Below are 21,653 nucleotides of genomic sequence, written 5' to 3' on the forward strand. Positions count from 1 at the left end.
ATATGTCCTCAGTCCGCGTTGGAATCGATGTCGGTGGTACGTTCACCGACGCGGTCGCAATCGACAGCGAGACGTTCGACGTACTAGCGCAGACCAAAGTCCCCACGAGCCACGACGCCGACATCGGTGTAGCGGCGGGCATCGTGGCGGCGACCTCGGAACTCCTCGACTCGCTCTCGGCGTCGCCCGACGACGTGGTGTTCATCGCCCACGGCACGACGCAGGCCACGAACGCGCTGTTGGAAGGCGACGTGTCGAAGGTCGGAATCATCGGTCTCGGAAAGGGTATTCAGGGCCGCCGGGCCCGCTCGGAGACGAACCTCGAAGACATCGAACTCGGTGACGGGCAGGCCATCGAGACTACCCACGAGTACCTGAGCATCAAGGACGGTCTCGACGCCGACGAGGTGCGGACGGCCCTCGACCGATTTCGCGACGAGGGGGTCGAGGCAGTCGTGGCGAGTCAGGCGTTCGGCGTGGACGACCCCGAGACAGAAGAGCGAGTGCGAGAAATTTCACAGGAGGTCGGACTCCCCGCAATCGGTGCGAACGTGGTCTCAAAACGATACGGGCTGAAGATTCGGACTCGAACCGCGGTGGTCAACGCCAGCATCCTGCCGCGGATGATAGCGACCTCGACCGCGACCGGCGAGAGCATCGAAGATTTCGGTATCGACACGCCGCTGATGATAATGCGGTCGGACGGCGGGGTCATGGGCATCGACGAGATGCAAAGCCGCCCGATCCAGACTATCCTCTCGGGACCCGCGGCCGGCGTGGCCGGCGCGCTCATGTACGAGAACGTCACCGACGGCATCTTCATCGACGTCGGCGGCACGAGCAGCGATATCAGCGTCATCGAGAAGGGCCAACCTAAGTGGAAGTCGGCCGAAATCGGCGGCCACTCTACGTTCCTCCGGACGCTCGACATCCGAACCGAAGGCGTGGCAGGCGGGTCGATGATTCGGGTCGAGGACGGTGAGGTGGTCCAGTCGGGACCACGAAGCGCGCACATCGCCGACCTCCCCTACGCCGCATTCGCCGACCCCGATGACATCAAGGACCCAAAACTCGTCCGGATAACGCCCAAGCCCGATGACCCGGAGTACGTCGGTATAGAGACCGCCGACGGCGACATGTACGCGCTCACGCCGAGCGGTGCGTCGAATCTCCTCGGACACCTCGATGAGGGCGACTACGCCGCCGGAAACCCTGAGGCTGCCCGTCTCGCGTTCGAACCACTGGCCGACGAGCTCGGCGTCAGTGTCGAGACGGCGGCCCGGCAAGTCCTCGACGTGAGCATTCAGAAAATTGTCCCGGTCGTCGAGGAGGTCATCGACGAGTACGACCTCGACCCTTCGCTCCTCGAAATCGTCGGCGGGGGCGGTGGGTGCGGCGCGCTCGTGCCCTATCTCGGCGACGCAACAGCGTACGAGACTCGCCTTGCGGCGAACCACGAAATCGTCAGTACCGTGGGCGTCGGCCTCGCAATGGTGCGCGACGTGGTCGAGCGCAACGTCATGAACCCTTCGGAAGCCGAGATAGAACGAGTTCGCCAGGAGGCGGTCGATTCGGTCGTCGGGATGGGGGCGAATCAGGAGACGATCGGGACGACCATCGAGTACGACGACGCGGAGAACCTGCTGCGGGTCGAAGCCGAGGGCTCGACCGAGCTCCAGACCCGCGAGATGGGGCAAACCGAGGTCAGCGACGCCGAGAGACGCGATATCGCGAGCACGAGCCTCGACGTACCGACCGACGCCGTCGACGTGGCCGAAGCCACCGAGGGTCTGTTCGTCTACGAGGCCATCGAGTCGACCCCGCGGCTGTTCGGCCTGCTGACCAAAGAGCGGACCCTCGTCTCGGTCGTGGACAACACCGGCGTCGTCAAGCTAAAGCTACAGGACGCGTCGGTGTACGCCACGGCGAAGGCAAACCTCGCTGATGCGATCGAACGCGTCCTCGACAAGGAGTCGGTGTACAGCGGTTCGACCACCAGACTGCCCAACATCTACATCTGTCACGGCAATCAGATACTCGACGCGAGCGGCATGTCGGGTCGAGACCAGATTCGGTCGCTCGTCGACATCGAGTTAGAGAGCCTGCCCGACGATCAACGGGTCGTCGTCATCGGCCAGCGTCCATGAGGGAGTCGACTCCGTCTACGAGTGCCGACACCGGCGACCGCGAGCGTCGGGCGTGGGAGTACGGAGCCGACAGAGCGACTGCGGTCACCGCCCGGCACGGTACGACCAATCCCGAGGCGCTCGCCGCGGTGAGTGGCGTCACGGTCGCCGACGACGACTGGTCGGGTCTCGACTCGCTGGTCATTCTCGGCGCATTGGAGGGCAACCGAATCGTCCTCTATCGGGAGCAGATTCGGGCCGTCGCGGCGGCCCACGACGTGCCCAAGTACCAACTGCTCGAGGGCGTCATCGCCCACGAACTCGGCCACTATCACGTCGATACCGACGACCTCACCGACCGGCCGAGTAGATGGTCGCGCCGAATTTCGTCACTGCTTGGGGTTCGGACGGTTCCGAAGGCGGTGCGCGAGGCGGCGGCCAACGGATTCGCGTTCGCACTCCTCGAACGACGATTCGAGGCGTCCCCGCTGTTCGACACGCCGGAACTACTCACGCGCCCGTCGCTTCCGTGACGCTCGGTCCGCGATGCGATCTGGAGTGTTCCGTGAGGGTGTCACCCTTCGCTTGAAGGAAGCAGTCGAGCTAGGGTACGTTGGTGATTTGCCGATACTCGAGTGCATAGTTGAGAGGGGGCGCCAGCAGAGAGTATTTTGACGTGCGGACACGCCGGCGGAGCGACGTGTCCACGCGCGTTTCTCTCCCATGCTGGATTTGCTTGTCCGCCGGTACCGTTTGCGGACGATCGTACGAGGCGATAAGACAGTGATTCCACCGGCTCAAGCACCTGTTCGAGCCTGATCAACGAGATCAACAGGGAGTTTCCGTCGACGAGACTAACGTCGAAGTCGGCGACGAGGAGGTCTACGTCTGGGCGGCGGTCGATTGTGACACGCTGGAAGTGTTCGCTGTCGAGGTGTCTCCTGGCCGATCGGGTTTTACTGCGTTGCTGGTTTCTTCGAGACATGTTGAAACGGTGGCATGGTTGTCCGCTGGTGCGAGCTGACCGCGGTCCCTGGTACGACTGGCAGCTTGAACTGCGCAACCGAGACTCGAAACGCGAACTGTGGGGAAATCGTTGGCTCATCGCAGCTTGATTCGGGATCTTCAGATGCCGAACGAGGTGTCTCTGGCGCCAATTTCCCACCGAGAGCACGGCTGAATCAGCGAGATCGTGGCTTCCAACCTTCGTAGCCTTCCACAATGCGACGATGTAACCTTGACACACCTCATTCCGCATGGCGGAACTATTATGATTCGCCGGGAAGTACCGGGGGTATGCCCGGACCTGACGCGACAAATCCCGTCTCGGCGGTCGAGACCACGGTTTCGATACTCGAGACTATCACGGAACTCGAAGGCGCGTCGCTGACCGAACTCGCCGAGCGACTCGACGTGGCGAAATCCACGATACACCGGCACCTCTCGACGCTCCGACAGGAGGGGTACGTGGTGACGGACGGCGACGAGTACCACGTCAGCCTCCACCTGTTCGACCTGGCGTCGTACAACCGCGAGCGAAATCCACTGTTCCACATCGGGCGCTCGACCGCCGACGAAATCGCAGGTCGGATAGAAGAGCGCGTCTCGCTCGTGGTCGCCGAGCAGGGGCGAGCGGTCAAGTGTTATATCGCCGAGAGCAACCGTTCCATCACGACCGACTCACATCTCGGACTGGCGATGCGTATGCACTGCACGTCGGGCGGGAAGGCGCTACTCTCGCAAATGGACGACAAGCGGGTCGAGGAGATCCTCGACCGAAACGGTCTCGAACGCCTGACCGACAACACCATCACCGACCGTGAGTCGCTGTTCGAGGAACTTCAAGAGGTTCGCAAAACGGGTATCGCGTTCGATAACCAAGAGCGGTTGGCCGGGGTTCGGGGCGTCGCCGCGCCCGTAGTGGACAAGCAGACCGGCGACGTAATCGGCGCGTTCGACATCGCCGGACCCGCTACCAGACTCGAAGGTGAGAAGTACAGCGAGCAGATTCCGAACCTCGTCCAGCGGGCGGCCGACGAAATCGCGGTCAACATCAAGTACTGGCGGACCGAGTGACGGCGGTCTCCTCCATTTCGGAACGTCGCTACGGCGTTTCCATGCCGTCCCACGCGTCGAGTCCAACGGTTCGGAGTGTCTCGCCGTCGCTGAACCCCTCCTCGCGACCCTCGAGGTGACGCGCGAGCTTCGACCGGTACGCCGCAAGCAGGTCTTCGTTGTCGGACGATACCGCCAGATTCGTTTTTTCGCGCCTATCTTCGGCTACGTCGAAGAGGAACTCGTCGCCGGTGTGGGGGTTCCACGCGTACTTGTACTCGTCGTCCACGAGGTATTGGGTCGCGTCCTCGGGCGTCCACGACGGGCCGAGTTCGCCGTGATAGTAGGGCCGCCAGTCGGCGTGGGGGTCTTCGACGAGTGAGAGCAGGCTTCGACCCTCCACGCTCGCAGGCACGTCTACGCCTGCGACGTCTAGAAGCGTCGGCATCACGTCTTCGAGACCCACTGGACGGTCTATCACCCGCTCGGTCGGGTAGTCGCAACCGTCGGGGAACTGCATCAGAAGCGGTACGCGGGCCGAACCCTCGAACGGGAATCCCTTGCGCCAGAGGTGGTGGTCGCCAAGCATCTCGCCGTGGTCCGACGTGTAGACGACCAGCGTGTCATCGAGCACGCCGAACTCGCGCCACATCGCCTCGAACAGCCGCGTTACCTGAAAGTCGATCTGAGTCACGAGTCCGTAGTAGGCCGCCCGCGCCCGGTCGATTTCGTGCGGCGAGAGGTCCGCAATCCACGCGTCGGTCGGCGGGTACGTCGGAATCTCGTCGCCGAACGCGTCGTCCACCCACTCGCCCACCACCGGCGTCGGTAAGTCGCGGTCAGCGTACATCTCCCAGAACGCTCGAGGCGGGTCGAACGGCGGATGGGGACGCTGGTACGACACCGTGAGGAAGAACGGCCGGTCCTCGTCGCGTTCGTCGAGGAATTCGAGTGCCTTGGTCGTGGTCCACGTCGTCGGATGCTCGTGTTCGGGGACGTGCGAGGGTCGGGCGGTCCACGTGTTCGATTCGAGACCGCCGGTGTGTTTGTCGTACGCGCCGCCACTCCGGTCGCGGAGCCACTCGGCGTAGCCGTCGTCGCGGAGCGAGGCACCGACGTGGGTTGGTCCCATGCGCTCGAACCCGACGTGGTTCCCGCGGGGGTGCGAGTGGGTCTTGCCGACGAGGTGAGTCTGGTATCCCGCGTCAGTCAGTTCGCCCGCGAGGGTGTGTTCGAACTCCCACGGGTGGCCGTACCAGTTGGTCGCGCCGGTGGTCGCGGGTGTCTGTCCCGACCAGAGCGACTGGCGCGCGGGAACGCAGATGGGTGCCGGGACGTACGCTCGTGAGAACAGTGCGCCCCGCTCGACCAGATTGTCCAGTTCGGGCGTGTGAACGAACGGGTAGCCCTCGGAATCGGTTGGGCAGTGGGGGTCGGCCCCGATCGCGTCGCCGCGGTGCTGGTCGGCCATAATCAGCAATATATTGGGCTGTGAAGCCATACCGTGGTTCTTTCTCCCCTCGATAAAAGTTGCTTCGGTCGAACGAATCATCGCGGCTCGCACCCACGAATTTGACGATACGGCCCTATTCGCTAAACCACATCCCGTATGACCATTAATTATAATAGGTGGTAGCAGTATTCTCTCTATAGGTCTACACGAAGAGTCGACAGGTGTCGAAGAACCATCGGGTAGATCACGCTACGTTCAACGGTGTTCAAAAAATGGTGAAAAAACGGCAGTTTGAACGGCGTACTGTACTACGAACCATCGGTACCGGACTCGGAGCGACGATGCTCGCTCCATCGGTGAGCGCGGCATCGAGCGATCTCGATGGCGAGCAAACGGATGCCGACTCGGTCACCGACATCGAGTTCGAGTTCCACGGCTTCGCGTTCGACCCGAGCGAGCAGAGCTACTCGCCCGGCGATGAGTTCATCTTCCCGTCCATCATCGAAACGTCGAACCTCTCGGACCCCCTCGGCAAGTACCACCTCTACTGCGCACCCCACGGCACGTCGGAAACCAAAGACGGCGAGACGGTCGGCATCGCACTGTTCTACGCCGACTCGCTCGACGCCGATTCGTGGACCGAGTACGCCGGAAACCCAATCATCGACCCCTCCGACTTCGACGCATCGCACATCTCGTCGCCCCACGCCATCTACACCGACGAGTACGACAAGACGCTCCTCTACTGGCACGGTTCGAACGATACCACGCACTGGTCGTTCTGCCCGGACGGAACCGGGGTGAACTTCGACTACGGCGGTGTCGCGGTCGATACGTCGATGTACGACGGGTCGTCCGAATCGTCGTACGCACGCGTGTACGAGTACGCGATACCGAACCGGGACAACAGCTACACGATGTTCTTCATGGATAACCAGAGCGGAACGCGTCACATTCGGTTGGCGACCTCGCACGATGGAAAGGACTGGACAGTCGATTCCGAACCGGTCATCACACCGCAGTCACAACACGACGGCAACGTCTCCGGGCCGTTCTTCTTCCGGTACGACGGCGGGTACTACCTCGCATTCCACGCGTCGTCGGGCAACATGCACGTCGCCGAGGTCGGCGAGAACCTCGACCGGGCGGACTACCTCGGCGAGTTCACCGTCCCATCCGAGAACGACAGAGACGATCGCGTTTCCACGCCGTTTCTACTCAGGGACGACGCGGGAACGCCGTACATGTACTACACGACGGGCGACCGACTCGACGCCAGAATCGCGTCCCGCCGATTAACGGACAGTGACGATGCAGAGAGTCTGAATCTCTTCGACCCTTCGACGTAGGTCTCCCGCGTCAGTCGTCGCCGAGCAGTCGGAGCTCGCTGATACATTCGAGCAACGCTCGTCCATTGTGATATCCGGCTTTGTACTCGGCCCCCTTCCGGCCGAGGGGTTCGAGCGAGTCGTCGATGCCTGAGTGCCACTCCCCGACGACGTCGTCCACCTGGTGTGTCTCGACAAACTCGAGCGTCTCCTCGAAGACGCGCAGGTAGCGCTCGCCGCCGGTCTGACGGTACATCTTGAGCGCGCTCGTCATGCACTCGGCCTGCACCCACCACGCCTTGATGCGGTTGGTCGCGGGTTCTCCGAGCGGACCGTAGAAGTAGAAGCCGCCGTTCTCGTCGTCGTAGCCGTACTCCAGCGCGTAGTCGAACAACGTCTCGTACAGTTCCTCGAAGAGGCTCAGTCGAACGTCGAGCGCCTCTGCGGCCTCCATCGTGAGCCAGACGTTCTCCAAGTCGTGGCCGTACGACGCGATGCGGAACTCCTCGCGGTCGAGACGGGGGTTCCACGACCGATCGTACTTGTCGGTGCAGGCCCCGGTATCCTTGCGAACCACCGTGTTGGTCAGAATGTGAAGCAGTTCGTGAAGGCGGTCGCCGCTCGAGGCCGACCCGATTGCGGCGTGGAACTCGGTGACCGCTTCGAGGAGGTGAAGGTGGGTATTCATCAGTTTCAGCGTCGGGTCGAGGACGCTGTCGTCGGACTCCTTCTCCGACCAGTCCGGTTCGATGGTTTCGAGGTACGTCTGGCCCGACTCGATGGGCGTCCAGTCGGGGCCGAAATACTCGACGTAGCCGCCATACTCCCGGTCACGAGACACGCTCTCCAGCAGTTTGAAGTGTTCGACCGCGAACTTGCGCGCTCCCTCGTCGCCGGTGGCTCGGTAGTACTCCGACAGCGCGTACAGGCCGAACGACTGGCCGTACAGGTGCTTGTTAGGCTTCGAAACGGTACCATCGCGTTCGACCTCCCAGAAGAAACCACCGTTGTCGTCGTCCCACATTTCGGTCCTGAGGAAGTCGTATCCGAGTTCGGCGGCGTCGAGGTACTCCCCGTCGTCGTAGCCCTCCCGGTGGAGGCGCGCGAACAGCCACACCATCCGGGCCTGCGTGACTATCATTTTCCGGTCGTTACCCGCGAACTCGCCGTCCGCGTCGTAGCTCAGGACGTACCCGCCGTGGGTCTCGTCGAGGCACCGCGGATGCCAGAACTCGAGGACGTTGTCTTCGAGAATCCGCTCCAGTTTTGAGAGATACTCCTCGCTGACCGATAGATCGCTTTCTACCATGGTGGCTACCGAAAGACGCTCATCATAATACTTAAATTTTCGGCTCTGTATCACGGCGGTGTTCAGATATCAGATCGAGGAAATTCCATTAAATAGCATTTCGGTTGTGGTCGTAGTCCGGAACGATAATCTCATTAGAACTTTTTACTCGAACATTCACTGAGGTTGCGAAACATTCGTCTCTATCGAGAAACTGCAAGACACCTTGACGATATTGTGGGGGAAGAAGGTGACACAGTGACTGAAAGGAGCAACAGTGTCTAAAGACGGAAGTTACACAGACTAAGGGTGGAGAATAGTATGACATATAGTGACATGTAACTAACTGTTTGTTCGATTAGCCTATCAGTGTAGTGTCGCTCGAGAACACTGCCACTAATATTCAGTACTCTAAGAGAGGATATTAGAGAGATAAGATAAATAGTGCGAAGGATTGCACATAGATTGTCCATCACTGAATGTCGTACTACGTAGCTAGTTCAGTCTGCATGAAACCATTTTGTACGCTATTGCTGCTAATAACCGTTGTATCGGCTTCTGTCCTCCACATTGTCGAAAGCATCTTACAATTCCTCACCAGAGATCTTGTCAAGATAATCCACTACGTTCGAGAACACTATTTGAGCAGAAAATTCTAACGGTTACTATCACCTCTCTGAATGAGGTGGCTTTACATCATTCCGAACCAACGTGTGCGTATGGTGCTCGGAACCGACCTCGAAGAGGCTGCACAGTCACGCAACGACCTTCCAACAGCTGGCGATGTTTATGACACAGACGAACCGATCCCGCTCACAGAGATGTTCGACGATAGATTCGTCGGTGACCGAACCGAGTTCGATTCGTTCGACGAACTGGTCGCAGCCAGCCCGAGCGATGCCGACAGTGCCGACGCTTTCGAGAAGGTTGGTCACGGTGAGTGGGACGAGTTCGTTTCCAAAACAACCGAGTTCGCAAACGGTGAGGAGTTCGTCATGGCCGCTCGAGATCACTGGGTCGCAAAACGCCTCGAGCTAGTCTGAGACGATTCCGTCGAGTTACCGCATAAATTCGGATGGGGGAACAACCCGCAGTAAGCCGATATCAGTAGTTTCCGGTTGAGACGATCGGCGGCGAGCCGTGCGGGCCGTAGGGAGCGTCGTCGAGCCACTCGCCCGCCGCTTCGAAATGATCCGCCAGCGACGCGGCCGCCTCCTTGCGAAGGACCGTCACCGGATCTTCTCCCTGCAGGTATTCGAGGGCCTGTCCTGCGGCGTTGAGGTTGTACTCGGCGGCTGTCTCGCGTCGTGCCGCGTAGAGTTCGATTTCATCGCGAGCGACTGCGTCGGTGCGCGCGCCGAGGGCGACGGCGATGGCCGAGGCCGCTTCGTCGGCGTCGGCGATCCCCGAGTTCATGCCGCGGGCACCGAACGGGGCCAGCAGGTGGGCGGCTTCGCCGGCCAACAGCACCCGGCGGTGGTCGTCGACGAAGGTGTCGGCCATCACTTGCAGGAAGTAGTACGTCGAGACCCACTTGAGGTTGTCCACGTACTCTTCGCCCATCACGTCGCGGATGAACTCCTGCATCCGCTCGTCGCTTTTGAGTTCCTCCGGATCGTCGCCCTCGAGACACTGGATGTCGAGTCGCCAGCCGCCGGTAAAGGGGACGAGCAGGACGTTCCGGCCGTCGGTTTCGGGCGCGTCGTAGTGGAACAACCGCTCGAGGTCGGCTTCGGCGTGGCCGCCCTCCTCTTCGATATCGGCGATGAGGAAGGCGTTCTCGGACTGGTCACCCTCGAAGTTCGCGCCGATTTCGTTGCGGACGGTCGAGCCGCCGCCGTCGGCTCCGATGAGGTACTCGGTCCGCCACTCGCTGCCGTCGGCCGTCTCGACGCGAACGCCGTCGGCCGACGACTCGACGGTTTCGACCGCCGAATCCCAGTGGATGTCGACGCCCACCTCCTCGAGGGCGTCGTGCATGTAGGCCTCGGTGACGACCTGGGGAACACTGGTGAAGGGGGGAATGTCCCATTTACTGCCGGGCGAGTCGTACGTTCTATTAAAGGCTTCTTTGCCGCGATAGAGCGTTCGACGGGTCGGCCAGACGAGTCCTTCGTCGACTAAATCCGCTGCGATACCAGGATGTATGCGATCGAGCGTTCGAAGGGTGCTCCCGTGGACGTAGATGGCGCGACTCCCGTCTCTGTCCCGGTCGGCCGACTCGGCCTCGAGAATCGCGGTGTCGATTCCCCGTGCGTGTAGTGCCAGCGCGGCGCTCATCCCGACCGGCCCGGCCCCCGCGATCAGCACTGGCTTATCGTTTTCCTTGGTAGTCATTATCTGTACTGCTACGTAGTCTCAAATGATTCATAGTGTTTACGATAGCCGGATTCACTATCCTTCTCGGTGGATTCGAACCGCAAAGCAGTGGATAGCATCCCTCTCTTCAGATTCTCGAGCGAGAGCGTAACAGGTCGCAACGAAGGGCTTTTCACTGCCTGGACGCGTAGGCAGTACAAAGACTGACTGGCTGGCCAGTTATCTCAGGAAACGAATGAAAGAAACAACTGACGAACTCATGGATGCGACCTATGCGGCGCTTTGTAAGCACGGGTATGCATCGCTTCGAATGCAGGATATCGCGGACGAGTCCTCGAAGAGTAAAGCCACGCTACACTACTATTACGATAGCAAACAGGACCTCCTCTACGCGCTACTCGATTATTTGCAGGAATCGTTCGCCGATCGGATCGAGACGCTAGAGGGGGACACAGCCGCTGATCAACTCGTCGCACTCATCGAGACGTATCTCACCCCTATGAACGAAGACTCCATGCAGGAGTTCCGGACAGCACTGCTCGAGATCAAGGCCCAATGTCCGTACGACGAGCAGTTCCGAACCGAACTGGACGACTTTGACCGAATTCTTCACGATCGGTTTCAGTCGATCCTCGAAGCAGGACAAGAAACGGGCGTCTTCCGTGACGACTTCGATCCCGATCGGACGGCCGATTTCATCGTGACGATACTGAACGGGGTGCAGACTCGCCACGTCGCCGTCGGACACCCCCTCGAACAGACACGCGAAACGCTCGAAACGTACATCACGGAACACCTGCTCGCTCCCGATCGGGCGGAGGTTAGTCTCGAGTGACGCTTCGAGACCACCTCAACGCGATATTCAAATCACCGGAGGAACTCGACCTCACTTCGGGAGGGATCGCAAAACCGCTGATGTATCTCTCGATTCCACTGATCATCACGAATCTGCTTCAGGTCACCTACAATCTCGCGGACACGTTCTGGCTCGGCCAGCATAGCACGACTTCTCTCGCGGCGATCAGCTTTGCGTTTCCGATGGTCTTTTTCCTCATTGCACTCGCACTCGGCGTCTCGGTTGCTGGCAGTGTCCTCGTCGCCCAGCACACCGGTGCTGACCAGGAGCGGGAAGCGGAGTACGCCGCGTCTCAGACGGTAACGTACTCGATAATTGTGTCGGTCGTACTCGGGGCTTTCGGCTACGTCTTTGTCGGTGACGTCCTCGGGCTTCTCGGCGCATCCGACAGCGTTGCCCCGCTCGTTGCCGATTACATGCGTGTGTACTCAGTCGGACTGATCGCCGTCTTTGGATTCTTCGTTTTTCTCGCGCTAATGCGGGGCTACGGCGACACGGTTACGCCAATGATCGTGATGTTCGGTTCGGTTGTGCTTAATATCATCCTCGACCCATTCTTTATCTTCGGGTTCGAAGCAAATCCACTGTTTGGCTATCTGGGATTGGGCGGGCTCGAAGCTGAACTGTTTGCTCTCACAGGGTATGCGGGTTCGGGAATCGAGGGTGCGGCCATCGCGACCGTTTTCTCGCGAACGCTCGCATTTGCCGTTGGACTTGGGATTCTGTTCCGCGGCTCTCACGGCGTCCAAATTCACGTCTCCGAGATGATGCCGGATATCGAATACGGCCGCCAACTATTTGATATCGGCATGCCCGCCTCCGTCGAGGGGACCGCTCGAGCGCTTTCGATCAACCTGTTGTTGGTCATCATCGCGATGTTCCCCGAATCAGTTGTCGCGGCGTTCGGCATCGGCACGCGGGTCTTTTCGGTCATCTTCCTCCCCGCCATCGCGTTTTCACAGGGGATAGAAACCATGACCGGACAGAATATCGGTGCCGACAAGATCGATCGGGCGGAACGAACCAACCACTTCGGCGCGAAGGTACTGGCGGTCGGGCTCAGCGGGCTCGGTGTGATCGTCTTTCTCGCCGCAGCGCCGATCGTCGCCGTCTTTACGACGGATCCCGACGTCGTCGCTGAGGGGGCGTTGTTCCTGCGATTCACGTCGTTGACGTTCGGATTCATGGGGGTCATGCGCGCCTACAGCGGCGGTTTCCGCGGAGCCGGGAAAACCCTGATCGCCGCGGTTATCTCGGTCCTCACGCTCGGTGTGATTCGTTTCCCGCTCGCGTGGATCGGTGCAGAACGCATCGGTTCGACCGGCGTCTGGCTCGCGTTCGCTGTCTCGACCGTCATCGGCGGTATCATCGCCTTTTGCTGGTTCCGCCTGGGAACGTGGCGCGATGGAAACGTCACCAGGGGTCCAACTGAACTCGGCGAGGAATCCGTCGCCAATGACGACTGAACGGTCACTCCGAGAGACGCCCACTTTTCGGTAGAACACCCGATACTCCGGAGGGAGCTACCTCACCTTTAGCGGAACTCAAAGGCCTATCAATACCATACAATGGTTTCGAAAAGGGAAGTCCCGACCGAGTCAAATACTACTCAACCATCGCTGTGACAACGGGCCAGTCCGAACGTAACAAGATATCCTGTGTTACGCTTCCAAAGATTGCTTTCCCAACCGGTGAGCGCTGTCGACCACCGATAACCAGATATCGAGGATCGACTGACCGTGCTTCTGTGAAAATGGCTGAAGCCGGATCTCCAACTCGACCCTTCGTGGTTATTCGGTCGTAGTCGTACTCTTCGAGCGATCGATCGACGACTCGCTCGCTGAACCGGGCCGCGCTTTCTTCCTCCTGGGTGAACGAAAAGTCCTGCACACCGTGTGATTGGCGTTCGATTTCTGCTTTGTGCTCTTCGAAGTCCTCGTCAGGGATCACGTGAAGAACGATCAAATCGTCATCGTACGCCGTTGCGAGATCGTAGCCGATCGAGACGACTTCGTTCGATCGGTGCGCTTCTCCTACTGCTGCGAGTATCGTCATACTATTGCTTTTAGGTAATGTTATAAGAATATTTCCCCGAATGGAGAATTTCTATCACTTTCTCGTCGTGAATAGCGTTAGAGAGATTACGAGAGTGTCCCTCCGAAAACGATTCACTCGACAGTTCACCAAATAGTGTAGCGTCGATTCCGTTCTTACCGACACGGGTTCGTGGTCAAGAGCTAGGTTCCCACAGAAGTGAAATTCTGCGGAACGCAAAACGCTTTAGGTATCGTCCGTGAATTACTCGCTATGCGCGATCAGCAGCATATCGATACCTCTTGTGGGGTAACCAGTGACGACCGTTCACCTCGAGAAGGACCCATCAATGCGTCCAGTAGACGAGACGAAGCGAACGAACCGACGGCTGTTACAGATGGCGGACAGCAGAACCCGATCGAACACCGGCCACTGATCATCGCGGGGACAGGAATTGCTGGCCTGACGGCGGCGATCTACGCTGGTCGGGGCGACAACGACCCGCTGGTCATCGAGGGCGACGAACCCGGCGGCCAGTTGACGCTCACCACCGATGTCGCGAACTATCCGGGCTTCCCCGAGGGCATCGGCGGTCCCGAGCTGGTCAACAACATGAAAGCACAGGCCAAACAGTTCGGTGCCGAGCTCAAAAACGGCATCATCGCCGACGTCGACGCCTCGAGTCGCCCGTTCCGGGTGGAGTTGACCAACGGCGATGTATATACGGCAGACGCCGTGATCGCCGCGTCAGGAGCGAGCGCGCGTACGCTGGGGATCCCCGGCGAGGAAGAGTTGATGGGCTACGGCCTCTCGACGTGTGCGACCTGCGACGGCGCCTTTTTCCGCGGCGAAGACATGCTCGTCGTCGGCGGCGGCGACGCCGCCATGGAGGAAGCCTCCTTCCTCACCAAGTTCGCCGACACGGTCTACATCGCCCACCGGCGCGAGGAGTTCCGCGCCGAACAGTACTGGGTCGACCGCGTCCACGAGCAGGTCGACGACGGCGACATCGAGATCATGACGAACACCGAACTCCTCGAGATCCACGGCTCTCAAGAGGCGGGCGTCGACCACGTTACGCTCGTCCAGAACGACGCCGGCTACCCCTCCGAGAACCTCGAGGATCCCGACACCGAGCAGTTCGACTTCGACGTCGGCGCGGTCTTTTTCGCCATCGGCCACACCCCCAACACCGACTACCTCGAGGGCACGGGCGTCGAACTCGACGCCGACGGCTACCTCAAAACTCAGGGCGGCGACGGCGCCGGCCAGACCGAAACCGCCGTCCCCGGCATCTTCGGCGCCGGCGACGTCGTCGACTACCACTACCAACAGGCCGTCACCGCCGCCGGCATGGGTAGCAAAGCCGCCCTCGACGCCGACGAATACTTAGAAGACCTCGAGCGAACCACCGCCACCGGCGACCTCGAAGCCGCGGCTGACGACTGAATACCGGCGCCAAACGGACGACTAACGATCTGTACCATCGATTGCAGTGACTACTATCGACTCAGACAGAATGTACGCCGCTCACGACACGGTATCCGGGTAACAGATTTGGCACTACCAAAGGTTTTCAGGCGTGATCTCCGGCAAATAGGTACTGAAACCGCCTGGGAAAACGCCAAACGAGGACACAGCGGCGAGACTGGACGATCGGACGGAGGCGGGTAGGAGGGACCGATACCAGCAGATATGGGAGGCCCGTAATCGAGACAGACAGACAAGTTAGTGTGCTATAGGTTTGAGGCTGTCAAAAATAGATCAGAGATGGGGTTTCCGCTCGACATGCGACGAGATATTGGTACGAATTACCGTGTGAGTGATTCATTTGCATATGATGGCTGGTTGCGGAGGATGGTATCGAGAGCTGTCAATTACAGTAATACATCTGTAAATATTCGGCTTATCTTCCTCAATTTGGGGCCAGACACCCGTACAATTCATTTGATCATACCAAACCAACGACTCGAACAGTAATCGCTACGCGTGCGTTCGTTCACTGGTTCCGAAGTAGTTCGCTCAGCTTTCGCTCATCGGATCCCATCGAGATGTGGCACACTACAGGAGAACCAGCACGACCAAACGAATGTGGAATGTGAGCGCGATGTGGAAGTTGCCCTGACCAATACATTTAATAATAAATGATGTGATACGTGAACTATGAGAGCTGCACTTTTCCACGGTATAGAAGACATGACAGTCGAAGATGTGGATGAACCAACGCCCGAAGCGGGTGAGATCCTGGTAGACGTCGCAGCGTGTGGGATCTGCGGGTCCGATCTTCACTTCTACACGGAGGGGCTCCACGGAGACGCGGAGCTACCTGTTACGCTCGGCCACGAGGTCGGCGGAACAGTCATCCAGACCGGAGACGGTGTGGATATCGAGGAGGGGACGGACGTTGTACTCAGCCCACACACTCCGTGTATGGAGTGTTGGTGCTGTAAAGACGGCCTATACAATCTCTGTACCAACCTGAACGCGACCTCCGCAAAACCGGGCGGGTACGCGGAGAAAGTAGTCGAAAGCGCAGATAACGCGATTACACTTCCGGACGGCGTTTCTCCGGAGGATGCGGCGATCGCCCAGCCAGTAAGCGTCGGCCTTCACGCCGTCCGCGAGTCGCCACTCGGGATCGGAGACAGTACGCTGGTGGTGGGCGCGGGACCGATCGGGTTGGGCGTCGTTCGATTTGCGAAGTCGACCGGAGCGGGGCCGATTTTCGTCTCGGAGCCCCAGGAATCCCGACAGGAGGTCGCGCTGGAACTCGGGGCCGACGTAGTGATCGATCCAACCGAGGAGGACCCAGTCGAGCGCGTCCACGAGGAGACCGGCACCGGTGTCGACGTCGCGTTCGAAGCCGTCGGTCATCAGGAGACGTTCAATCAGGCGATCGAATCGACGCGAGCCAACGGTCACACCACGGTGATCGGCGTATTCAGCGGTGAGGCTGAAATATCCCCACAAAGTCTCGTGAGTCACCAGCGGTCGATTTCCGGATCGACGTCCCATCAGTTGGGGCCCCGAGTGACCAAGGAGTACAACGCAGTACTTCGCCAGCTCGAAAGCGGCGAACTCGACGCCGATCGGTACGTCACCTCGCGGATCGGGCTCGAGGATGTCGTCGAGGACGGATTCGAAACCCTCCTCGAGGCGGACAACGAAGAACGTAAAATTCTCGTCTGCCCCTGAGAGATAGCGAAACTCCACTCGAGACCCGGATCGACACACCGCGTTTCCGATCAAACTCTATCCCGACAAGCGGAGCGGATTCACTCAGTCGAGATTGCCGTCGTGCTCGTCGATGATGTGCGCTGGAAGGGCGTCTCGATCGGGAGTGGCCCCACAGCCATCGACCGGGCACGTGATCGGTTCGACGAGCGCTTCTATCTCCGTGCTACCCGAAAAGATGAACCAGCTAGTACAAGCCGGACACTGGCGGAGGTTTCGCTCGTCGTGGGAGATGTGAAACCGGCGGGATACCCCACAGTGGGGACAGTCGATCGGAAGTAGCTTCATAGGGATACGAAGTTACCGAGGGTCAAAAACAGTTTGGACCACGGTCGACGAAATGGCTATCGATAGTACGACGTTCGGGAGTTAGTCGTAAAATCCTTCAGTAGGCACCCACTCGCGTTCGACCGAATACTCCTCGAGCAGCGACTCCCATTCGTCCGGGAACTCGATTTTCTTCGTAACCGGGCCGCCGATCGACGTCCCCGAGATGGCGTTGACGCGGCCAGGACCGCCGACGGCTACAATATTGATCGCGTCGGTGTCGGCGTACTGTCGGACCTGGAGCGGACCGACCTTCTCGTTCTCGAGAATCGAGCGAGAGTTGCCACCGGTCTTCTGGTAGGAGTTCTCGACCATGTACTCCTTGATCTCTTCTTTGCTGAGATCGCCTTTCTCCAACTCTTCTGCGTTGTACGGGTTGACGAAGTGGGTGATGGTTGCGTTCAGGTCCTCACCACTGCTGGCGCGCATCGACGACGGCGTGTTCTCGATCATCCCGCGAAGGACGTGTTCGGCGTCGTTCTCGTGGGGAAACCATTGCACCCAGCTGTTCGGTCCGGAAATCGAGATCGTACTGTCGTCCTCGTCGAAGCCGTTCGTCACGTGGTAGGGTTCCCACGGACTGGTCTCTTCGTTCTCGCCCGCGAGAAAACTGAATTTGGCGGGATTACCCATCACGCCCATATCCTTCTCTCCGGGATAGATCTTCGCTGTGTTCCGATAGGCGATGCCGAGCGCCCGCGCTATGGTCTGGTTCGCGTGAAAACTCGGTCCGAACGCGCCGGACCCGCTCTCGATGTCGAGGGCGTCCCGGACGGGTCCGTTGACAAGCCACTGGTAGGACCAACTACCCGTACTGACGGAGAACTGTATGGAGTTCGAGTCCGGATCGGCGAGCGCTCGGACGCCGGCTTCTAATACCGGCATGTACGTCGGAAGACAGCCCGCCATCACCGCGTTCGACGCCAACTGTTCTACGGTGAGAGCGTTCTCGTTGTTTCCGATTTCGCCGAGGACGTGATCGCGCGGATTGTCGGTTCCGCGCAGCATCTCCTCGACGCGTTCTTCCGTTGGCGGAATAACAGGGAGACCATCAGTCAGCCCTTGCTTGTACAGCGATTGGTTGATTTCCTCTAACGACTGCTCTTTCTGTGATTGGTTGGACATTGATGATTCGTGGTCGGGGATTACTGCGGCGCTGGCTCCGCTCGTTCCTTGTCACTCAGTGGGTTCGTCAGTTCCTCGACGATGCCGTCGACGACTTCCTCGCTCACTTCCTCGCGGACACGCTCGAGATCCGTCGTCTCACATCGGACGGGCGTCTTCTTGTAGCGAAGGGGGCGGCCGCGCTCGACGGCGTTCGACTGGTAGTCCAGTTCGAAGCCCTCGTCGATCAGTCCGACTCCCGGCGTCCCGGCATCCTCGATGAGTTCGATGCCCCACGCGAGAAACTTGGTGCAGGAACCGCAGTCGCCGATCGCCCCGATAGCGGTGTCGACACCCTCGGCCCAGTCGACGACGCTCTCCTGTTCGTCGTCGTTCTTTATCTGGTTTAAGTGTTCGACGTGATACCATTCGAACGTCGCATCGGGATAGCGCGCGGAGAGTTTTTCCTGAACGGCGGTCAACAGCGGTTCGGCCGCCGGCTTCCCGTTGTCGTACAGCCCGATATGTTTGCCCTCTACAGAGTCGACTCGGGGCACGAGCGGTTTCTGTTCGGTGTCGTTACCCGACGAAGAGGGTGTTACTAGACCCATATGGGTGAGTAACACAAGCACGGAGTAAATAGTTTTTGGTGACAAATTAGTCGGATTTTGCAAAGGGATAGTGGCGGGGCAGGTAGATCAGTTTATTCTTCGGACGCATATTCCGCGAGGAGTGTTTTCCAGTCGTCCGGGAACTCGAGCTTTTTCGTGACCGGCCCGCCAATCGACGGTCCGATAACCGCATTAAATCGACCAGGATGGTCGACGCCCGCGATGACCTCGATGTATTCGGGGCCGCTAATCTGGGGCACCTGCCTACTCGTGACCGTATCGTGGTAGTCATCGAGGGCGTCGTCCCAGAGGACCCCCTTCTGGAATTCCTCGACGGGGATGTAGGAGTTCTCGGCGATGTACTCTTTGACCTCGCGTTTGCTGAGACCGGCAGCAGCGAGCGTCTCGAGGGACTCCGTACTGAGTACGTACGAAATCGTTTGATCGAAGTCGCCGCCCTGTTGTTCTCCGCCGACCATCGACGGCGGTGTGTTCTCGATCATGCCGCGAAGGACCTCTTCGGGGTCGTTCTCCGCTGGTTCCCACCGAATGAAGCTGTTCGGTCCGGAAAGCGAGATCGTACTCTCGGCCTCGTCAAACCCGTTCGTCACGTGGTAGGGCTTCCAGGGGCTGTCGCCCTCGTTCTCCCCCACGAGCAAATTGAACTTGAACGGATTACCCATCACGCCCATATCCTTCTCTCCGGGGTAGATCTTCGCGGTGTTCCGGTAGGCGATACCGAGCGCCCGTGCGATAAGTCGGTTCGCACGAGCGGTCGGTCCGAACGCGCCGGATTCACTTCCGATGTCGAGGGCGTCCCGGACGGATCCGTTGACGAGCCACTGGTACGCCCACCCACCAGTACTGACTGAGAACTGTATGGAGTTCGAGTCCGGATCGGCGAGCGCTCGGACGCCGGCTTCTAACACCGGCATGTACGTCGGAAGACAGCCCGCCATCACCGCGTTCGACGCCAACTGCTCTACGGTGATCGGATTGTCGTCATTACCGAGCCGTCCGAGGATGTGATCGCGCGGGTTATCGGTTCCGCGCAACATTTCCTCGACACGCTCGTCCGTCGGTGGGATGACGGGCAACCCGTCCGTCAATCCTTGACGGTACAGTGAACGAGAGACGGTGCTAATGGAGTCTTCGCGAGGGTGATGGTGGGCCATTGATGACTCGAATCAACCAAGGATACTAACCGTGATAACTTGATCTTTTTGCTGCGGCTGTTGATGGTGTGGAGACACGCGCGATCTCAGCAGTTAGTGAGCGGTGGTACTCCCACGAGAGACGGACGGGACAGGCACGTTGCCTGCGATTCGACCGTCCAAATCAGTGGAGGCCGTATTTGATGCTCTTGGTCTGCGTGTAGTGATCGAGCGTATCGACGGACAGTTCACGACCGATTCCGGACTGTTTGTACCCGCCGTAGGGGAGACCGGGGGACATCTCGTGCCAGGTGTTGACCCAGATGTAGCCCGCCTCGATATCGTGGGCCGTTCGGTCGGCCTTTTCGATATCGTTCGTGATCACCCCGCCAGCGAGGCCGTAGTCAACGTCGTTGGCGAGGGTCATCATCTCGTCGTAATCCTCCCAGCGGAACACCTCCAGGACCGGACCGAAGATTTCCTCTTGGACGGCCTCGTGCTCGTGGTCGAGCCCTTCGACGAGCGTCGGAGCGACGAAACACCCGTCTTCGAGCGCCTCGTCCTCCGGCGGCTCGCCACCCGCGAGGAACTCCGCACCACCTTCGCGAGCGCTTTCGAGGTAGTTCGTCGTCCGTTCGACCTGCTCGTGGGAGACTTTCGGTCCGAGATCGGTCGCTTCGTCGAGCGGGTCGCCGACGGTCATTCCCTCCGCGGCTCCGATCAGACCCTCGAGGACATCGTCGGCGACGTCCTCGTGGACGAAGAGCCGCGATCCCGCTTCACAGCACTCGCCGGTGTTTGCGAAGATAGCGAAGGCGATGGTCTCGACCGCCGCCTGGGGATCCGCGTCTTCGTGAACGACGATCGGGCTCTTGCCGCCGAGCTCGAGCGTGACGTCGGTCACGTTGTCGGCAGCGTTGCGCATGATCTGTTTGCCAACGACGGTCGATCCGGTAAAGGCTATTTTTCGGACACCCTCGTGTTTAGAAAGCGGTGCTCCGGCTTCCTCGCCGTAGCCGGTTACGACGTTCACGACGCCATCGGGAACGACATCGTCGACGAGTTCCATCAGTCGGAGCAACGAGAGCGGCGTCTGTTCGGCGGGTTTGATCACCGAACAGTTACCCGCCGCGAGCGCCGGTGCGAGTTTCCACGACGCCATCGCCAGCGGGAAGTTCCACGGGATGATCTGCCCGACGACGCCGTAGGGCTCGTGGATCACTTTTCCGTGGTACCCGTCACCGTCTTCGGTCTGCCCGCGGTCGCTTTCGACCACGCCGGCGAAATATCGAAACTGCTCGGCCGTCGTGTTCATATCGATCCGCGCTTCCATCAGCGTTTTTCCGTTGTCGAGCGTCTCGAGCTTCGCGAGTTCTTCCGAGTGCGCTTCGACGCGGTCTGCGATCTCCAAGAGGACCGCCTGGCGCTCGCTCGTGGTCGTCTCTGACCACTCTCGTTCGTACGTATCCCACGCGGCCTCGATGGCGCGATCGACGTCTTCCGCCCGCCCCCGTGGGACCGAGGCGAGCACTTCGCCGGTCGTCGGATCGAGGGTGTCGAACGTCTCTCCGCTCGCAGCGTCCTGCCACTCACCGCCGATATACAGTTGTGTGTGATCGGAAACGACCTCTTCGGCTGCCGTTCGGTGCCGCGAGAGGATCGTTTCTTTCGACTGACTATCGCTATCGCTTGAACTAGCCATCGCAGTTCGCCTATTCAACCTACACAATCAATAGTATTACTACTCGATAACTGAATCCATAC

At 59.7% G+C, this 21,653-nt stretch carries 17 protein-coding genes and 2 pseudogenes; 9 read left to right on the plus strand and 10 right to left on the minus strand.

Annotated features, from left to right (window positions below; all coding sequences use genetic code 11):
- The first annotated feature begins 2 nt into the window (after positions 1-2).
- The 3 genes from HALLA_RS17965 to HALLA_RS17975 all read left to right on the plus strand — a co-directional run bounded on the left by HALLA_RS17965 (position 3) and on the right by HALLA_RS17975 (position 4,202).
- A complete protein-coding gene (locus HALLA_RS17965) occupies positions 3-2,147 on the plus strand; it encodes a hydantoinase/oxoprolinase family protein (RefSeq protein ID WP_084569117.1) in 2,145 nt (714 codons plus the stop codon).
- Positions 2,144-2,659 (plus strand): hypothetical protein, encoded by a 516-nt coding sequence (locus tag HALLA_RS17970; RefSeq protein WP_049954851.1) that lies wholly within the window; start codon positions 2,144-2,146, stop codon positions 2,657-2,659. Before HALLA_RS17965 ends, HALLA_RS17970 begins: the two co-directional genes overlap by 4 nt.
- A gap of 763 nt (positions 2,660-3,422) precedes the next feature.
- Entirely contained in the window at positions 3,423-4,202 is a 780-nt protein-coding gene (locus HALLA_RS17975; protein ID WP_049954852.1) for an IclR family transcriptional regulator, read from the plus strand.
- A 28-nt stretch (positions 4,203-4,230) separates the two neighbouring features.
- Here HALLA_RS17975 and HALLA_RS17980 read toward each other — a convergent pair whose 3' ends face one another.
- The gene (locus HALLA_RS17980) at positions 4,231-5,682 is read right to left on the minus strand and encodes a sulfatase-like hydrolase/transferase (protein ID WP_169732163.1); all 1,452 of its coding nucleotides are present in this window, start codon (positions 5,680-5,682) and stop codon (positions 4,231-4,233) included.
- A 293-nt stretch (positions 5,683-5,975) separates the two neighbouring features.
- Between HALLA_RS17980 and HALLA_RS17985 the strand changes: the two genes are divergently transcribed.
- Positions 5,976-6,983: a hypothetical protein gene (locus tag HALLA_RS17985; RefSeq protein WP_174887922.1), complete on the plus strand. Its 1,008-nt coding sequence runs from the start codon at positions 5,976-5,978 to the stop codon at positions 6,981-6,983.
- 10 nt (positions 6,984-6,993) lie between these two features.
- Here HALLA_RS17985 and HALLA_RS17990 read toward each other — a convergent pair whose 3' ends face one another.
- Both HALLA_RS17990 and HALLA_RS21525 read right to left on the minus strand, forming a co-directional pair.
- Positions 6,994-8,271 carry an AGE family epimerase/isomerase gene (locus tag HALLA_RS17990; RefSeq protein ID WP_049954854.1) on the minus strand — a complete coding sequence of 426 codons (1,278 nt, stop codon included), beginning with the start codon at positions 8,269-8,271 and terminating at the stop codon, positions 6,994-6,996.
- A 472-nt stretch (positions 8,272-8,743) separates the two neighbouring features.
- Positions 8,744-8,873 (minus strand): annotated as a pseudogene (locus tag HALLA_RS21525) (IS630 family transposase); the annotation flags it as partial.
- A gap of 96 nt (positions 8,874-8,969) precedes the next feature.
- On the opposite strand from HALLA_RS21525, the gene HALLA_RS17995 reads away from it, so the two are divergent.
- On the plus strand, positions 8,970-9,293 hold the full coding sequence (locus HALLA_RS17995) for a hypothetical protein (protein ID WP_049954855.1): 324 nt from the start codon (positions 8,970-8,972) through the stop codon (positions 9,291-9,293).
- A 61-nt stretch (positions 9,294-9,354) separates the two neighbouring features.
- Here HALLA_RS17995 and HALLA_RS18000 read toward each other — a convergent pair whose 3' ends face one another.
- The gene (locus HALLA_RS18000; RefSeq protein ID WP_084569119.1) at positions 9,355-10,587 is read right to left on the minus strand and encodes an FAD-dependent monooxygenase; all 1,233 of its coding nucleotides are present in this window, start codon (positions 10,585-10,587) and stop codon (positions 9,355-9,357) included.
- Between the two features lie 217 nt (positions 10,588-10,804).
- Between HALLA_RS18000 and HALLA_RS18005 the strand changes: the two genes are divergently transcribed.
- Both HALLA_RS18005 and HALLA_RS18010 read left to right on the plus strand, forming a co-directional pair.
- Positions 10,805-11,404 (plus strand): TetR/AcrR family transcriptional regulator, encoded by a 600-nt coding sequence (locus HALLA_RS18005; RefSeq protein ID WP_242406235.1) that lies wholly within the window; start codon positions 10,805-10,807, stop codon positions 11,402-11,404.
- Complete coding sequence (locus HALLA_RS18010) at positions 11,401-12,891, plus strand: MATE family efflux transporter (RefSeq protein ID WP_049954856.1); 1,491 nt, start codon at positions 11,401-11,403, stop codon at positions 12,889-12,891. The genes HALLA_RS18005 and HALLA_RS18010 overlap by 4 nt, the downstream gene beginning before the upstream one ends.
- 139 nt (positions 12,892-13,030) lie before the next feature.
- On the opposite strand, the gene HALLA_RS18015 is transcribed toward HALLA_RS18010, so the two are convergent.
- Positions 13,031-13,480, minus strand: coding sequence for a universal stress protein (locus tag HALLA_RS18015; protein ID WP_049954857.1), 450 nt, complete (start codon positions 13,478-13,480; stop codon positions 13,031-13,033).
- 396 nt (positions 13,481-13,876) lie between these two features.
- Between HALLA_RS18015 and HALLA_RS18020 the strand changes: the two are divergent.
- Positions 13,877-14,908: pseudogene (locus tag HALLA_RS18020) on the plus strand (NAD(P)/FAD-dependent oxidoreductase); the annotation flags it as partial.
- A gap of 714 nt (positions 14,909-15,622) precedes the next feature.
- On the plus strand, positions 15,623-16,654 hold the full coding sequence (locus HALLA_RS18025) for a zinc-binding dehydrogenase (RefSeq protein ID WP_049954858.1): 1,032 nt from the start codon (positions 15,623-15,625) through the stop codon (positions 16,652-16,654).
- Between the two features lie 84 nt (positions 16,655-16,738).
- Here the strand turns inward: HALLA_RS18025 and HALLA_RS18030 are convergent, their stop codons facing one another.
- The 5 genes from HALLA_RS18030 to HALLA_RS18050 all read right to left on the minus strand — a co-directional run bounded on the left by HALLA_RS18030 (position 16,739) and on the right by HALLA_RS18050 (position 21,591).
- Complete coding sequence (locus HALLA_RS18030; RefSeq protein ID WP_049954859.1) at positions 16,739-16,981, minus strand: hypothetical protein; 243 nt, start codon at positions 16,979-16,981, stop codon at positions 16,739-16,741.
- Between the two features lie 81 nt (positions 16,982-17,062).
- The gene (locus tag HALLA_RS18035; RefSeq protein WP_049954860.1) at positions 17,063-18,145 is read right to left on the minus strand and encodes a hypothetical protein; all 1,083 of its coding nucleotides are present in this window, start codon (positions 18,143-18,145) and stop codon (positions 17,063-17,065) included.
- A gap of 20 nt (positions 18,146-18,165) precedes the next feature.
- Positions 18,166-18,735, minus strand: a complete 570-nt coding sequence (locus HALLA_RS18040; protein ID WP_049954861.1) for a UGSC family (seleno)protein — start codon at positions 18,733-18,735, stop codon at positions 18,166-18,168.
- 92 nt (positions 18,736-18,827) lie between these two features.
- Positions 18,828-19,910 carry a hypothetical protein gene (locus HALLA_RS18045; protein ID WP_084569121.1) on the minus strand — a complete coding sequence of 361 codons (1,083 nt, stop codon included), beginning with the start codon at positions 19,908-19,910 and terminating at the stop codon, positions 18,828-18,830.
- 163 nt (positions 19,911-20,073) lie between these two features.
- Positions 20,074-21,591, minus strand: coding sequence for an aldehyde dehydrogenase family protein (locus HALLA_RS18050; protein WP_049954863.1), 1,518 nt, complete (start codon positions 21,589-21,591; stop codon positions 20,074-20,076).
- Between the last annotated feature and the right edge of the window lie 62 nt (positions 21,592-21,653).

The organism is Halostagnicola larsenii XH-48 (assembly GCF_000517625.1).
GTDB classification, from domain to species: domain Archaea; phylum Halobacteriota; class Halobacteria; order Halobacteriales; family Natrialbaceae; genus Halostagnicola; species Halostagnicola larsenii.